The 15171-nt window shown below is 72.6% G+C and carries 12 protein-coding genes; 7 read left to right on the top strand and 5 right to left on the bottom strand.

Translation table 11 applies throughout. The features are described from left to right. Positions 1-25 precede the first annotated feature (25 nt). Together A6035_RS09835 and A6035_RS09830 are read left to right on the top strand one after the other, a co-directional pair. Positions 26-1318 (top strand): acetyl-CoA hydrolase/transferase family protein, encoded by a 1293-nt coding sequence (locus A6035_RS09835; RefSeq protein WP_108849200.1) that lies wholly within the window; start codon positions 26-28, stop codon positions 1316-1318. Positions 1319-1424: 106 nt separating this feature from the next. Next, positions 1425-2126, top strand: a complete 702-nt coding sequence (locus tag A6035_RS09830; protein ID WP_108847636.1) for a hypothetical protein — start codon at positions 1425-1427, stop codon at positions 2124-2126. 20 nt (positions 2127-2146) lie between these two features. Here the strand turns inward: A6035_RS09830 and aqpZ are convergent, their stop codons facing one another. The 3 genes from aqpZ to A6035_RS09815 form a co-directional block, all read right to left on the bottom strand. Beyond that, positions 2147-2908: an aquaporin Z gene (aqpZ, locus tag A6035_RS09825; protein ID WP_235026527.1), complete on the bottom strand. Its 762-nt coding sequence runs from the start codon at positions 2906-2908 to the stop codon at positions 2147-2149. Positions 2909-3117: 209 nt separating this feature from the next. Further along, positions 3118-3900, bottom strand: a complete 783-nt coding sequence (locus A6035_RS09820) for an SIR2 family NAD-dependent protein deacylase (RefSeq protein WP_425267501.1) — start codon at positions 3898-3900, stop codon at positions 3118-3120. Then, complete coding sequence (locus A6035_RS09815; RefSeq protein WP_108847635.1) at positions 3897-4577, bottom strand: Rv1157c family protein; 681 nt, start codon at positions 4575-4577, stop codon at positions 3897-3899. The genes A6035_RS09820 and A6035_RS09815 overlap by 4 nt, the downstream gene beginning before the upstream one ends. Before the next feature lie 357 nt (positions 4578-4934). Between A6035_RS09815 and typA the strand changes: the two genes are divergently transcribed. The 4 genes from typA to A6035_RS09795 are packed head-to-tail and all read left to right on the top strand — an operon-like array spanning position 4935 to position 10111. Next, complete coding sequence (gene typA / locus A6035_RS09810; RefSeq protein ID WP_108847634.1) at positions 4935-6857, top strand: translational GTPase TypA; 1923 nt, start codon at positions 4935-4937, stop codon at positions 6855-6857. Between the two features lie 10 nt (positions 6858-6867). Beyond that, positions 6868-8775 (top strand): ABC transporter substrate-binding protein, encoded by a 1908-nt coding sequence (locus A6035_RS09805; protein ID WP_108847633.1) that lies wholly within the window; start codon positions 6868-6870, stop codon positions 8773-8775. After that, complete coding sequence (gene mshB / locus A6035_RS09800) at positions 8772-9668, top strand: N-acetyl-1-D-myo-inositol-2-amino-2-deoxy-alpha-D-glucopyranoside deacetylase (protein WP_108847632.1); 897 nt, start codon at positions 8772-8774, stop codon at positions 9666-9668. The genes A6035_RS09805 and mshB overlap by 4 nt, the downstream gene beginning before the upstream one ends. Then, the gene (locus A6035_RS09795; RefSeq protein ID WP_235026728.1) at positions 9665-10111 is read left to right on the top strand and encodes a hypothetical protein; all 447 of its coding nucleotides are present in this window, start codon (positions 9665-9667) and stop codon (positions 10109-10111) included. Before mshB ends, A6035_RS09795 begins: the two co-directional genes overlap by 4 nt. Here the strand turns inward: A6035_RS09795 and A6035_RS09790 are convergent. Together A6035_RS09790 and A6035_RS09785 are read right to left on the bottom strand one after the other, a co-directional pair. Further along, a complete protein-coding gene (locus A6035_RS09790) occupies positions 10082-11773 on the bottom strand; it encodes a PH domain-containing protein (protein WP_235026727.1) in 1692 nt (563 codons plus the stop codon). The two genes, A6035_RS09795 and A6035_RS09790, sit on opposite strands and share 30 nt — an antisense overlap. Beyond that, complete coding sequence (locus tag A6035_RS09785; RefSeq protein WP_108847631.1) at positions 11770-12423, bottom strand: PH domain-containing protein; 654 nt, start codon at positions 12421-12423, stop codon at positions 11770-11772. The genes A6035_RS09790 and A6035_RS09785 overlap by 4 nt, the downstream gene beginning before the upstream one ends. A 100-nt stretch (positions 12424-12523) precedes the next feature. On the opposite strand from A6035_RS09785, the gene A6035_RS09780 reads away from it, so the two are divergent. After that, positions 12524-15103 carry a bifunctional FO biosynthesis protein CofGH gene (locus tag A6035_RS09780; protein ID WP_108847630.1) on the top strand — a complete coding sequence of 860 codons (2580 nt, stop codon included), beginning with the start codon at positions 12524-12526 and terminating at the stop codon, positions 15101-15103. Positions 15104-15171 lie beyond the last annotated feature (68 nt).

The raw sequence follows: 15171 nt of genomic DNA, 5'->3' as shown, positions 1-15171 counted from the left end.
CGACCACCGAGAGCAGGTGACCGCCATGAGCACGGTCGAGTACGAGGAGCTGCCCGCGGAGGCGGTCCTCGACCACGTGACGCCGGGGATGCACGTCATCTCGCCGATCCAGAACGCCGCGCCCCCGGCGCTCCTGCGGGCCCTGGACGCCGGGGCGGACGGACTGACGGACGTCACGGTGCACTACATGGACCCGTGGGAGTCGCTGCCGTTCATGGAGGGGGCGTATCCCGGCCGGCTGCGCCACGTCGACTACTTCCTGGGGCCGGGCTCGCGGGAGAACTTCCATCGCGGGCACTGCGACCTCGTCCCGGTCGACTTCGCCCAGGTGCCCGCCACGTTGCGCGAGTTCTCGCCGCCCGGACTGGCGATCACGACCGTTTCGGAGATCGACGAGCACGGGTTCTTCTCGATGGGCACCAACGCCGACTACGTGGCGTCGTTCATCGGGCAGGTTCCCTTCTTCGTCGAGGTCAACGCCCACATGCCGCGGACGTTCGGACGCAATCACATCCACATCTCCCAGGTGGTGGGCGTCGCCCGGAACGACACACCGATGATCACCGTGGACGTCCCGCCGCCGGGCGGGGTCGACCACGCGATCGCGGACGTCATCGCCGAGCGCGTGCCGGACGGGGCGTGCCTGCAGCTCGGCGTGGGCAAGTTGCCGAACGCCGTCCTGTCGCGGTTGACCGGTCACCGGCACCTGGGCATCCACACGGAGGCGCTCTCCGACGGCGTCATGGAGCTGGTGGAGGCGGGGGTCATCGATGGCTCGCGGAAGACCGGACGCCCCTTCAAGCACGTCACGACCTTCGCCCTGGGGTCGCAGCGGCTGATGGACTGGCTGCACGACAACCCGTCGGTGGCGATGCTGCCCGTGGACATCGTCAACGACCCGCGGGTGATCGGACAGGAGCACAACCTGTATTCGATCAACGCGACCAGTGAGGTCGACCTGTTCGGACAGGCGGCGTCCGAGACGATCGGCGGTCGGTACTGGTCGGGGGCCGGCGGGCAGGCGGACTTCGCCCGTGGGTGCCGGTTCTCTCCGGGCGGGCACGGGTTCATCGTCACCCCCTCCCAGACATCGAAGGGGGTCAGCCGGATCTCCCTCTCGCTCACCCCGGGGAGCCCGGTGACCACGCACAAGAACATCATCGAGAACGTCGTCACCGAGCACGGCATCGCGTCGCTGCGAGGGAAGTCCGTGGCACAGCGGGCCGCGGCCCTGATCTCGATCGCGCACCCCGACCACCGGGAGCGGCTGAGCCGCGAGGCCAGGGACGCCGGGCTGCTACCACGGGTCCTTCTCTAGGGCTGTCGGCCACCGAGGCTCTAGGTGCTGTCGGCCTCCGGTGGCAGCGGCGCGGCGCCGGGGTTACGTTCCAGGATCATCCGACCCGGCAACGAGGGAGGCAGTCGTGGACCCCATGGTCTGGATCGTCATCGGGGTGATCGCGTTGATCGTCGTCATCGCGCTCATCGCCCTGGCAGCGAGGAACAACAACCGTAGAAAGCTCACCGAGGCCGCGGAACTCCGGCGAGAGGCCCGCGAGCGTGAGCAGCGCCTCGAACAGCAGCACGCCGACGCGAGGGCGCAGGAGCACCGCGCGGGCGCGGCCGAGCAGGAGGCCAGGGCTAAGGCGGCCGAGGCCGACAAGCTGCGGGCCGAGGCCGATCACCAGCGCAGTGCGCTCGACGAACAGCAGCACGACGTCCGGCGGATGGAGCAGACCGCCGAGAAGCTCGACCCACGGCACCGCGCCGATGACCTCGACGGCGGCGGTGACCGGGACCGCGTCCATGGCGGTGACCGCCTCCTCGGCCACGGAGATGACCGCGACCGTGGTAACGGCGACGGTCGCGACCATGGCGTTCGAGGCGACGGAGTGACCACCGGCGGCTCCGCGGACACCGGCGGGCGCCACGCCAGGACCGACGACCCCCTGGGCACCGATCCGCGCGGGTTCACGGATCGGGGGACGGGCATCGCCGGAAATCCCGCCGACCCGGCCGCCGACCCGGCCGTCGGCTCCGCCGACCCGGGCGCCGGCACCGGCGATCGGCCGACGATCGTGGACAAGTTACGGGGCGGTCCGCACCGGGACGAGCCACGGCGTTGACCGGTCCCGCCAACCCGGCGTCAGCGCGTCGCGCTCCGGGCGCGCTCGCCGAACAGCGGGCCGTACAGGGCTCCGGCGACGAGTGCGCCCGCGATCGGGGCCGCCCAGAACAGCCACAGCTGGCCGGGGGCGCCGTCGCCGTTGAAGAATGCCACGGCGGTGGATCGTGCCGGATTCACCGAGGTGTTGGTGACAGGGATCGAGATGAGGTGGATCAGTGTGAGAGTGAGGCCGATGGCCGCGGGCGCGAAGCCGGCGGGAGCCCGGCGATCGGTAGAGCCGAGGATGACCCACACGAATATCGCCGTGAGGACGATTTCGATGAGCAGGGCCGACAGGAGCCCGTAGCCGTCGGGTGAGTTGGCCCCGTAACCGTTGGCGGCCATCCGCCCGGTGGCCTCGAACCCGTCCTTGCCGCTGGCGACCACGAGGATCAGTGCCCCCGCGATCAGGCCGCCGACGACCTGGCTCACGATGTAGACGGGAGCTTTGGTCCAGGGCAGGCGCCCGGCGACCGCGGCGCCCACGGTCACCGCCGGGTTGAAGTGCCCGCCCGAGATGTGGCCGAACGCGTACGCGCCCGTGAGGACGGTAAGTCCGAACGCGATGGCGACGCCGAGGTATCCGACGCCCACGGGAATGTCCCGGGTATCGGCGGTGGCGATCTGCACTGCCGCGAACACGGCGGTGCCGCACCCGCCGAGGACGAGCCAGAAGGTACCGACCAGTTCGGCGGCGATGACGGCGGTGAGCGGACGCGCGACGGGCGGTGTGGACGGCACGGTTGGGGACGGGGCGACTGGGGACGAATCGGACACTGCTGACCTCCTGGTTCCGCGGAGCGGGGACACGGGGCGGCGGGAATGAGGTCCCGATTCGGTCACGCTAGCGCGGTGGCGGCGTCTCGGCGGCGGTTTCACGAGTAGACGAGCGGTGCGGTCCCCGTGGGCCGACGGACGGAGCGATCAGCCGGGCGGGCGGCGTCTGGGCGTCAGCCGTCCAGGAGTGCCGGCAGCGCCTCGCCCGCCGTCGAGCGCACGTGGACCGACACCTCGGGGCCGAGCCCCGACGGCCCGGGGTTCACCTCGACGACCGGGAGCCCGGTGTCGGCGGCGAGACCGGGCAGGGACGCCGCGGGATGGACCAGGCCGGAGGTGCCGACGACGAGGACCGCCGCGGCCGAGGTGACCGCGTCCACCGCGGCCTCCCAGGGGTCGTGGGGGAGCATCTCGCCGAACCACACGACCCCGGGGCGCGCCCGGCCGTCGCAGCGGTCGCAGCCCGGCGGGGTGAGCCGGTCGACCGGGTCGTCCGGCGGGGGACCGACGTCCAGCGGCGCCCCGCAGGTGTCGCACCGGTGGGCGAAGAGGCTCCCGTGGACGTGGTGCACGCGCCGTGAGCCTGCACGCTCGTGCAGATCGTCGACGTTCTGCGTGACCACCGTGACGTCGCGCCGGTCCTGCGCGCGGGACACGGCGAGGTGCCCGGCGTTCGGCTGCGCACGGGAGACGAGGTGCTCGCGCCAGCGGTACCAGGCCCAGACCGTGTCGCGGTCGTGTGCCCACGCCTCCGGGGTGGCCAGGGCGGTGGGGTCGTAGCGCTCCCACAGGCCGGTCTGCGCGTCACGGAACGTGGGCACACCGCTCTCCGCGCTCATGCCGGCGCCCGTGAGCACGACCAGAGGCCCGCCGCCAGAGAGGGCGAGACGGGCCTCGGTCAGTACCTGGTCCGGGTCGTGACCGGGCCGATCGTGCCCGGTACCTCCGCCCGTCACGGGACGAACGCGGTCCCCACGGTGGGGAAGGCGACGCAGTTGGAGGTCCCTCCGTTCTCGAGGTTCGTGGTGACACCGCCCTGCAGGAGCATGAGCACCTGTCCGGGGCCCGTGTCGGCGACCCCGTTGATCGTGGCCGGCCCGCCCTCGTTGATGCCGTTGTATCCCAGCACGGTGGTGCCGCGGCGGCCGTTGTTGATGTTGAACCAGTCCACGGTCATGGGCTGGGCCTGCCGGGCGGCGACGCCCTCGGTGCCAAGGGCGGTGAAGACGAAGCCGAGATGGCCGGGCGCGACGCCGGGCAGCGGGAGGTCCGCGGGGCCGGGGACCGCGGTCGCGGCGCCCACCGCGGTCTGCTCACCGCCGATGCACTGCTGCATGATCGTCGGGTAGGCGAACTGCGCGATGACCGGGCCGTTCTCGGGCAGCGGGGTCCCGGGCTCGCCGGTGCCGCGGAAGAAGCCGACGAGACGGGCGATGGTGCCCCGGGTCTCCTCCGGGATCCACTGCTGCGCGGCGAGGTTCTCGACCGCCTGGAGGACGGGCTCGGTCGGGCGCCCCAGCTCGTCGAGCGACTGGGACCCGGCGGTGGCGGGAGCGGCGAGCCCCAGCACGACGGCGGCGGCGGCGCCGAGGCCGAGGGTCCGGAACGAGGTCCTGAGCGAGTGGCGGGTCACTGGCGAGTCCATTCTTCGGCAGGGGCGGGCGGACCGGTCGGCGGCCGACCGGGCGACCGCTAGATGTTCTCACAGCGCCCCCGTATCGGGGACAGGCGGAGCCGGATTGGCGAGCTGACTGGGGCTGATGTTACAGAAGTTATACGTGATGTAAATAACATCGCAGCTCCCGGTGGTGTCACCGGAGCTCGGGATAGCGGTCCGGAGCCGATCAACGGGTAATGTGGTCACGCAACGCGCGCTCGACCGGACGCGCTTGTGGATCACGCGGGAGACCCCGCCGATTCCCACGCCACGCGCCCGGGCGGTGACCTCAGCCGCCTCGGCGCCGTCAGCCTCCGAGGGAGAACCCAGCGTATGGCCCAGACCGAGTTCCGTAACGTCGCGATCGTCGCGCACGTCGACCACGGGAAGACGACCCTCGTCGACGCGATGCTGCGTCAGTCGGGCGCATTCGACGAACGTGCCGAGCTCGTGGACCGCGTGATGGACTCGGGGGACCTGGAGCGCGAGAAGGGCATCACGATCCTCGCGAAGAACACCGCCGTCCGTCGCCCGGGCGCGGGCTCCGGCGGTGCCGACCTCGTGCTCAACATCATCGACACCCCCGGCCACGCCGACTTCGGCGGCGAGGTGGAGCGCGGCCTGTCGATGGTCGACGGCGTCGTGCTGCTCATCGACTCGTCCGAGGGGCCCCTGCCCCAGACCCGCTTCGTCCTGCGCAAGGCGCTCGCCGCGTCGCTGCCGGTGATCATCGTGGTCAACAAGACCGACCGCCCGGACGCCCGTATCGACGAGGTGGTGGAGGAGGCCCAGGACCTCCTGCTGGACCTCGCCTCGGATCTCGAGGACCCCGACGCCCAGGCCGCCGCCGAGCGCGCCCTCGAGCTGCCGGTCGTGTTCGCCTCCGGGCGCGCGGGCAAGGCCTCGACCACCCAGCCGGCCAACGGCCAGGAGCCGGACGCCGAGAACCTGGACGACTTCTTCACGCTCCTCTACGACGTCATCCCCGCCCCCCGCGGCGACGCCGACGCGCCGCTGCAGGCGCACGTGACCAACCTGGACGCGTCCAACTTCCTCGGCCGTATCGGCCTGGTCCGCATCCACAACGGTCGCCTCCGCAAGGGCCAGCAGGTCGCGTGGATCCACCACCTGCCGGACGGCGAGACGGAGACCAAGTCGGTCCGGATCTCCGAGCTCCTCGCGACCGAGGGCGTCGAGCGGGTCCCCACCGAGGAGGCCGTGGCCGGTGACATCGTCGCGGTCGCCGGCATCAGCGACATCATGATCGGCGACACCCTCGCCGACCCGGAGAACCCGGTCGCGCTGCCCGCCATCACCGTCGACGAGCCCGCCATCTCCATGACCATCGGCGTCAACACGTCCCCGCTCGCCGGCCGCAACGGCGGCACCAAGCTCACCGCACGGATGGTCAAGGCGCGTCTCGACCAGGAGCTCGTGGGCAACGTCTCCCTCAAGGTGCTCGACACCGAGCGCCCCGACGACTGGGAGGTGCAGGGTCGTGGTGAGATGGCGCTGTCCATCCTCGTCGAGACGATGCGCCGCGAGGGGTTCGAGCTCACCGTGGGCAAGCCGCAGGTGGTCACCAAGCGTATCGACGGCAAGGTCCACGAGCCGATGGAACATATGACCATCGACGTGCCCGAGGAGTACCTCGGCGCGGTCACCCAGCTCATGGCCGCCCGCAAGGGCCGTATGGAGCAGATGAGCAACCACGGCACCGGATGGGTCCGGATGGAGTTCCTCGTCCCGGCCCGCGGCCTCATCGGCTTCCGCACGACCTTCATGACCGAGACGCGCGGCTCCGGTATCGCCAACTCCGTCTCCGCCGGCTACGAGCCGTGGGTCGGGGAGATCCGCTCGCGGCACACCGGCTCCCTCGTGGCCGACCGCGCGGGCAAGGCCACCGCGTTCGCGCTGCTCGGCCTCGCCGACCGCGGCGACTTCTTCATCGAGCCCGGCTCCGAGGTGTACGAGGGCGTCGTCGTGGGTGAGAACCCGCGCTCCGAGGACATGGACGTCAACATCACCAAGGAGAAGAAGCTGACCAACATGCGGTCGGCCACCTCCGACGCCACCGAGACGCTGCAGAAGCACCGCAACCTCTCGCTCGAGGAGGCCATGGAGTTCTGCGCCGGCGACGAGTGCGTCGAGGTCGGCCCGGAGGCGATCCGCGTGCGCAAGGTCGCGCTCACCGCGACCGAGCGGGCCAAGGCCCGCAGCAAGGCCAAGTCGCGCGACAAGGCCTCGGCCAACTGACGGGGGACCGGTGACGGCGAAGGGGGCGTCGGCGCGCCGGCGGGCATCTGCCACGCTGGGTGCCGCGCTCGCCCTCGTCGTCGTCGCCGGGTGCGTCGCCGACCCCCCACCCCCGACGGTCGTGGGTGACGACCGCACCGACGGCACCACCGTCAGCCTCACGGACGGCGGCATTCTCCTCGCGCTCGACCGCGTCGAGGAGGGTTTCAACCCCCACCTCCTCGCCGACCAGGGCGTGGACACCGACCTCGTCGCCTCGCTGTTGCTCCCCAGCGCGTTCGTCTCCGGCGTCGACGGCGAGTCCGTCCTCAACCGCGACCTGCTGCTGTCCGCGGCGCCGCTGGCGGACGCCCCGGAGACCATCCGCTACACCATCGACCAGCAGGCCCAGTGGTCCGACGGCGTCCCCGTGGCCGCCGAGGACTTCGAGTACCTGTGGCGGCAGATGACCGGTCAGCCCGGCGTCGTCGACCCCGCCGGCTACGAGCGGATCGTCGACGTACGCTCCGGCGCCGGCGGGAAGGTCGTCGACGTCGTCTTCGAGTCCGTACCCGCGCACTGGCGGTCGCTCTTCCAGCACCTGCTGCCCGCGCACATCCTCAGGGGCGCCCCCGACGGGTTCCAGGGCTCGATGGAGGCGCTGCCGGTGATGAGCGCGGGGCCGTTCATGATCCGTGCCGCGGACATCGGCCGTGGTGAGATCGAGTTCGTCCGCAACGACCGCTACTGGGCCGGGGCGCCGGAGATCGAGCAGATCGTCGTCCGCCGCGCGACCGGCCCCGGCCAGCTCGGAGCGGCCCTGCGTGACGGTCCGGGGTCGATGGCCCTGGTCCCCGCGACGCCGGTTGCCACGGACGTCTCCGAGACCGTCCCCGGGGCGGCGGGCACGCCGCTGGCCGCCACCGCCCAGCTCGAGTTGGCGTTCAACTCCGTCGCCCCGACCGTGACCGACCCCGCGGTCCGTCGCGCCGTCGCCGCGGCGCTCGACCCGCAGGTGGTCGGACGGATCGTCACGGGGGAGGCGCGGCCCGAGGTGACGTCCCATCCGTTCCCGGCCGGGTCCGCCGCCACCACGACCGCCGATCCCGCGCTGACCGAACGCGCGCTGACGGGAGCCGGTTTCGCCCTGACCGGTCCGCGCTGGCAGCGCGACGGTGTCCCGCTCTCCCTCACGCTCGGCGTCGACGCCACCGACGACCGCGCTGTGACCGCCGCGTACACCGTCGCCGATCAGCTGCGCGGCGCCGGGATCGGTACCCGGGTGTGGGAACTCGGGTCAACGGCCCTGCACGCCGACGCGTTGCCGCACGGCCTGGTCGACGCCGTCGTGGGCTGGCAGAGCACCGACGGCGAGCCGGAGCTCGTCGCCGTCTCACGCTTCGCCTGCGCCCCGACCGCGACCCGACCGGGATCGGGGACGTCCGCATCCGCGTCCGGATCGGCGGCGGAGTCGGAGGGGGCGACCACGACACCGGCCCGGCCCCGCACGACCGTGCCGAGCCTGACCCCGCCCGAGCCGGACACCGGTCGGAGCCCCCGGCGCCGCACCACCGACACGAGCGCGAGCGCCGGCGCGACCAGCACCACCCCGACCACCCCGTCCCGGACGATCGGCCGGGACGCCACCGCCCGCGCCTCCGACGTCTCCGGGATCTGCGATCCCGCGCTCGACCGCGCGTTGGGCGTGTCCGGCGGGGGCACGGCGGGTCCGACGCCCGCACCCGATCTGGTCGCGGCGGGGGAACTCGTCGCCGATCTGGCGCTGCGGGTGCCGCTCGTGCGCCCCACCCTGCTGCTGGCCACCGAGGGGGTAGACGTGAGCGGGCCCGGCGCCGACCCCGTCGGCGGCGGGGCTCAGGCCGCGCGGCCGGTCACCGACGTCTTCGACACCGCACCCACCTGGAGGAGGACCGGATGACCCCGACGCCCGCGACCCCGGCCGCGAACGGGCTGCGCGCCCTGTTCGTGCACGCCCATCCCGACGACGAGGCGATCACCACCGGCGGCACGATCGCCGCGCTGGTCGCGGCCGGCGCCGAGGTCCGCGTGATCACCTGCACCCTCGGCGAGGAGGGGGAGGTCATCGGAGACGCGTTGTCCGGGCTCGTCGCCGACCGCGCCGACCAACTGGGCGGGTACCGGATCGGGGAACTCGGGATCGCGCTGCGCGCACTCGGCGTGGACCGCACCCGGTTCCTCGGCGGGGCCGGCCGCTGGCGGGACTCGGGGATGGCGGGCACGCCGTCGGCCGACCACCCGCGCGCGTTCGTCCGGTCCGGTGACGAGGCCGTCGCCGAGCTGGTGGCGGTCCTCGACGACTTCCGGCCCCACCTCGTGGTGACCTACGACCCCCGTGGCGGGTACGGACACCCGGACCACATCCGGGCCCACGAGGTGGTGCACGCCGCGATCGAGGAGTCCGCCCACCGGCCCGACCGCGTGGCGTGGACCGTCACCGCACGCTCCGAGCTCGACCGCACGCACCCCGAGCCGCCCGCCCACCTCCGTCACGCCGAACCGGACGAACTGCCGTCCGTGCCGGACTCGCGCCTCACCCACCGCGTCCCGCTGGACGACGCGGACTACGCCGCCAAGCTGGAGGCCCTCACCGGGCACGCCACCCAGCTCGAGCTCGTGCCCGGGCCGGAGGGGGAGCCGTGGTTCCTCGCCCTGACCAACGGTGTGCTGCAGTCCGTGCCGCAGGTGGAGTGGTACATCGCCCACGATCGGTCCGGTGATGACGGGGCGTACGTCAAGTGCCAGCTGGGCTCCGCCCACCTGTTCGACGGCCTCCGCGGAGACGCGTCGTGACCGCCGCGGCCGGTGCGGCCGGTGCTGTCGCCGTGCCCACGGCCACCGACCCGGCCCGTCCGGCCCGGCCCGCCTCGGCGGTCGAGTTCGGGATCGCCCTGGTGCTCCTGGCGATCGGCGCGGGGGCCAGCTGCGTGCTGGCCTCGGCCTGGCTGACGATGTACCTGGGCCCCGTGCCGATGCCCGTCAGCGTGCTGGCGGCCGGCGCCTGGTCCCTGTTCCTCGTCCGCGTCGCCTCGGCGTGGTCGGACCGGAAGATCGTCGCGGCGTTCCCCGCCCTGGTGTGGATCCTCACGCTCATCGCGCTCGACCTGGGCCCGGGCGGCGACATGCCGGTGCCCGTCGGCCTGCGCGGACTGGCGCTGCTGGTCTTCGGCGGCCTCATCCCGCTGTGGGTGGCCACCCTGGGGGTCTCACCCGCGCCGGACCCCCAGCGACGGTGACACCCGGCCGCCCGGGTCGGCGTCGTGGTGCCAGACGTCGGTGATGCCCGGCGTCAGCGCCTCGGCCAGCGCCCACGCCTCGTCGGCGTCGATGTCCATCACCGAGTAGACGCCGTTGCCGGCCGGGGTCGCCGCCGCCACCGTCGCCACGCCCGCCGAACGCTGGAATACCGACTGGGTGACGGTCCAGCCGATGATCCCGTCGGCCTCGAGGACCGTCCGCTTGGCGGACCACGACCCGTGCGAGCTCACCAGCATCCCCGGCAGCAGCGCGTGCCCGAGCATGCGGATGCGGTCCGCCGCCAGCAGCAGCAAGAACACCAGCGCGGCCGGGATGCCCCACTCCACCCAGATGTCGGCGGACGGACCGGAGTCGATCCGGACGAGCACGATCAGCCCCGCGACGATCCAGAACGGCAGCAGGCCGCGGGTGATGCGCCGCCGGACCGCCTTCCACGGGTGGCGACGCAGCGGGACGGTCACCGGCGTCGAGTCCCCGAGGATGCGGATAGCCACGCGGCGCACGTCCTTGATCGGCGCCTGCGGCAGCAGCGTGGACGCCGTGGCGCCCTTCTTGGTGCCCGTCATGATCGGCTCGAGCCGACCGCCGCCGAGCATCCGCAGGTACACCGGCAGGCGCATCTCCACGCCGCGCAGGCGGGCCTTGTCCAGCGCCTGGTGCTTACGGCGCAGGACGCCGTTCTGCACGTAGAGCAGCTGGCCGTGGTCGGTGAGCGCGTATTTGCCGTAGCGGATCGCGTAGGTGATGATCGCCAGCACCCCGGCCACCGCCCAGATGGCGACGCACTTGCCCACGGACGCCCACGGCTGCCCCAGCGAGTCCAGCCAGGCGATGGTGCCCTCGACCACCGCGAGGTCCATGATCCGGTCGTGCATGTCGCCCATCTGCCACGTGATGAGCCACAGGGAGAACAGGACGCCGAAACCGATGAAGGAGAACGGCGCGAACCGGGCCCAGGTGACCTTCCACCGCGCGATGTCCTCGCCGTACTTCGACCCCCACTGGACCTCGTCCTCCTCGGAGAGGGAGGGGTCCAGCGCACGCCGGTGCTTGAGCAGCTCGTCGCGCAGCGGCTCCACGAGCGCGGTGTCGATCGCGTCGAGGCGGAACCGCTCGGCGTCGGACTTGCCCGAATCCGAACGACCCGTGCCGACCTCCACGATCGAGACCCTCAGGACCCGGTGGAACAGGTCGGACTCGGTGTCCACGCTGCGGATGCGCTGCCGGGCCACCGTGACCACCTGGCGGCTGAAGAAGCCCTTGCGCAGGATGATGTGCGTGCTGCCCACCTGGTAACTGGTCGAGAGCCATCGCAGCACGCCGCCGAGGATCACCATCGAGACGATGACGATCTCGAACCAGTAGTTGCTCCGGTTGGAGCCCAGCCACAGCGAGATGAGGAACAGCGGCAGGAGCCGGGTGAGCATCCCGAGGGGATAGACGAGCAGCATCCGCCACGACAGGCGCTCCCACGGCGCCTCCGGGTCGACCTTCTCCGCCACCGCGGGTTCGTCGGCCGCCAGGACCTCCTCCGCCGGCCCCGCCTCCGGGGCGGTGGCGGTGTCGACGGTGGAGCGGACCTCGTCGTCGTCGCCGTCAGGACGTCCCCCCGCGCCGGGCGCGGTCACCGACCCGCTCACGTCCCGTCCCCCGCGTCCAGGTTGGCGATCGCGATGAGGTGCTGCGCCAACGCCTCGGCGTCCGCGAGGTTCAGGCCGCGGATCTGCACCGTCCCCTGCGCGGAGGCGGTGGACGCGTTGACCGTCGCGAGGCCGAACCACCGCTCGAACAGCGTCCGCGTGGTGTACACGGTCTGCAGACGCGCCAGCGGGGCGATGCGGAACTGGGTGGTCCACCACCCCTGACGCGAGCACACCGCCGTGTCGGACACGTCCCACCGCGCGACCAGGTAGCGCCACCACGGCGCCACGACGATGCCCATGAACGCGAACGGCACCGTCACGCCCAGGGCGACCCAGTTCCAGAAGCCCATGACGTTGTCACCCCAGTAGAACCAGGCGATCTGTAGGCCCGCGAGGACGGCCCACGACCAGATCCCCTCGATGACGAACAGCAACGCGGTGCGCTTCTCGATACGGTGCCGCGGCGCGGTCACCAGCACCCGGTTGGAGGTGAGCAGGGCGTCACCGGCATCCGGCGCGGCGCCGGGGGAGCCACCGTCGCCGGCCGGACGGGGCTCGCGGAGCGCGTGGGCGCCCCCCTGGCCGGGCGCCGCGGAGGAGACGAGGGGGTCCCCGTTCGTGCGGAGGGGCACTGCGTGATCGGGCATGGCGACAACAGTAACGCCAGCCGGGCGCCGGTAAGCCCGTGACCACCGTTGGAGCACCGCTCCGCTCGCGCCGCCGCCGCGGTGGGGCATCATCGCGGGTATGGATCCCGCCGTGCCGCCCGCCGATCCCCAGCCCACGCCGTCGGCCATGCGCCGCGCCCTGCGCCGCGCCTCCGACGGCCTCACGCTCGACGTGACCGAGGCCGCCGTGCTGCTGGCCGCGCGGGGCGAGGACCTGGACCGCCTGATGTCCCTGGCCGCCGCCCGCCGGGACGCGCGCCTCGTCGACGAGGGGCGCCCCGGCGTGGTGACCTATTCGCGCAAGGTCTTCGTCCCGCTCACCCGCCTGTGTCGGGACCGGTGTCACTACTGCACGTTCGTCACCGTGCCGGGCAGGCTCCGCGCGGCCGGCCACGGCATGTTCCTCGACCCCGACGAGGTCGTCGAGTTGTGCCGCCGCGGCGCCGAGGCCGGCTGCAAGGAGGCGCTGTTCACGCTGGGGGACCGGCCCGAGGACCGGTGGCCCGAGGCGCGCGAGTGGCTCGAGTCGCGCGGCTTCTCCTCCACGCTGGACTACGTGCGCGCCATGGCGATCCGCGTGCTTGAGGAGACCGGCCTGCTCCCGCACCTCAACCCGGGCGTCATGAGCTGGGCGGAGCTGTCCCGGCTCAAGCCCGTCGCGCCGTCCATGGGCATGATGCTCGAGACCACCGCGACCCGACTGTTCACCACCCCGGGCGCCGCCCACCACGGCAGCCCCGACAAGGACCCGGCCGTGCGGCTGCGGACCCTCACCGACGCCGGGCGTCTCGCGGTGCCCTTCACCTCGGGAATCCTCGTGGGGATCGGGGAGAACCGCACCGAGCGCGCCGAGAGCCTGCTGGCGCTGGCCGGGCTCGCGCGCGAGTTCGGGCACCTGCAGGAGGTGATCGTCCAGAACTTCCGCGCCAAGCCCGACACGGCCATGCGCTCGGCCGACGACGCCGACCGGGACGAGTTCCTCGCCGCGATCGCCGTCGCGCGTCTCGTGTTGGGGCCGCGCGTGGCCGTGCAGGCGCCGCCCAACCTCGTGGACCGGGACGAGGTGCTGGCGCTCGTCGACGCCGGTGTGGACGACCTGGGGGGCATCTCGCCGCTGACCCCCGACCACGTCAACCCCGAACGGCCGTGGCCTCACCTGGACGAGCTCACCGCCGATCTCGCCGCGCGCGGGTGGACGCTCACCGAGCGCCTCACCGCGCATCCGCGCTACGTCGGCGCGGGCGACGCGTGGATCGACCCGAGGGTGGCGGGCCACGTCCGCGCCCTGGCGGACCCGGTCACGGGGCTGGCCGGGGTGGGGGACGACGACGAGGTGGTGCAACCTCAGGGGCGGCCCTGGCAGGAGCCCGACGACGACTGGGACTCGAGCGGACGGACCGATCTGCACACCGCGATCGACTCCGAGGGCCGCAACACGGACACCCGGTCCGATATCGGCGAGGCCTTCGGCAACTGGGACGTCATCCGGGCCCGCGCCGCGGAGCTGGGGGCGGCGGCCCTGACCCCCGAGCGGGCGGACTCGGAGGTTCTCGCGGCGCTGCGGGCGGCGGAGGCGGACCCGGCCGGTCTCACCGACGAGCAGTACCTCGCGCTGGCCACCGCCACGGGGGACGGCCTCGCGGCGGTGGCCGGGTTGGCCGACCGGATCCGCGCCGACGTGGTGGGGGAGACCGTCACCTACGTGGTCAACCGGAACATCAACTTCTCCAACATCTGCTACACCGGCTGCCGGTTCTGCGCGTTCGCCCAGCGCAAGGGTGACGCGGACGCCTTCTCGCTCTCCGCGGCCGAGGTCGCCGACCGGGCGTACGAGGCGTACGTCACCGGGGCGTCCGAGGTGTGCATGCAGGGCGGGATCGACCCCGACCTGCCCGTGTCCGGCTACGCGGACCTCGTCCGCGCGGTCAAGGAGCGCGTGCCGTCGATGCACGTGCACGCCTTCAGCCCCATGGAGATCTCCAACGGCGCCTCGCGCTCCGGCGTCGGCGTGCGCGAGTGGCTCACCGAGCTGCGGGCCGCCGGACTGGACACCATCCCCGGCACCGCCGCGGAGATCCTGGACGACGAGGTCCGCTGGGTGCTCACCAAGGGCAAGCTGCCCGCCGCCGAGTGGATCGACATCGTCACCACCGCGCACGAGGTGGGCCTGAGGTCGAGCTCGACCATGATGTACGGCCACGTCGACACCCCCCGCCACTGGGTGGCCCACCTGCGCACCCTGCGCGGCATCCAGGAGCGCACCGGCGGGTTCACCGAGTTCGTGCCCCTGCCGTTCGTGCACCGCAGCGCGCCGCTCTACCTGGCCGGGGCCGCCCGACCCGGGCCGACCCGCGAGGAGAACGTGGCGGTGCACGCGCTGGCCCGGATCATGCTGCACGGCGCGATCGACCATGTGCAGACCAGCTGGGTCAAGCTCGGTGTCGCGGGCACGCGGACGATGCTGCGGTCGGGCGCCGACGACCTGGGCGGCACGCTCATGGAGGAGACCATCTCGCGGATGGCGGGGGCGGAGAACGGCTCGGCCAAGTCGCCGGAGGAAATCGAGGAGATCGCCACCGGGATCGGCCGCCCGGCCCGCCGTCGCGACACCGTGTACGGGTCCGCGCCGCACCCCGTCGGAGTGACGGTCGTCACATAGTCGGGAGCGCGTGCGGGGCGGCTTCGGCGTCGGAGTGTGTCGTGGCATACGATGCTGGCCATACCGCT

Origin of the sequence: Dietzia lutea (assembly GCF_003096075.1) — a bacterium.
Taxonomy (GTDB): Bacteria; Actinomycetota; Actinomycetes; order Mycobacteriales; family Mycobacteriaceae; genus Dietzia; species Dietzia lutea.
This window is presented reverse-complemented; position numbering and strand designations above follow the sequence as displayed.

Bases quoted from the DNA above. Each gene is read 5' to 3' on its own strand.
- A6035_RS09785 (WP_108847631.1), bottom strand. From the start codon at position 12,423: ATGCCCGATCACGCAGTGCCCCTCCGCACGAACGGGGACCCCCTCGTC.
- A6035_RS09835 (WP_108849200.1), top strand. From the start codon at position 26: ATGAGCACGGTCGAGTACGAGGAGCTGCCCGCGGAGGCGGTCCTCGAC.
- mshB (WP_108847632.1), top strand. From the start codon at position 8,772: ATGACCCCGACGCCCGCGACCCCGGCCGCGAACGGGCTGCGCGCCCTG.
- A6035_RS09780 (WP_108847630.1), top strand. From the start codon at position 12,524: ATGGATCCCGCCGTGCCGCCCGCCGATCCCCAGCCCACGCCGTCGGCC.
- typA (WP_108847634.1), top strand. From the start codon at position 4,935: ATGGCCCAGACCGAGTTCCGTAACGTCGCGATCGTCGCGCACGTCGAC.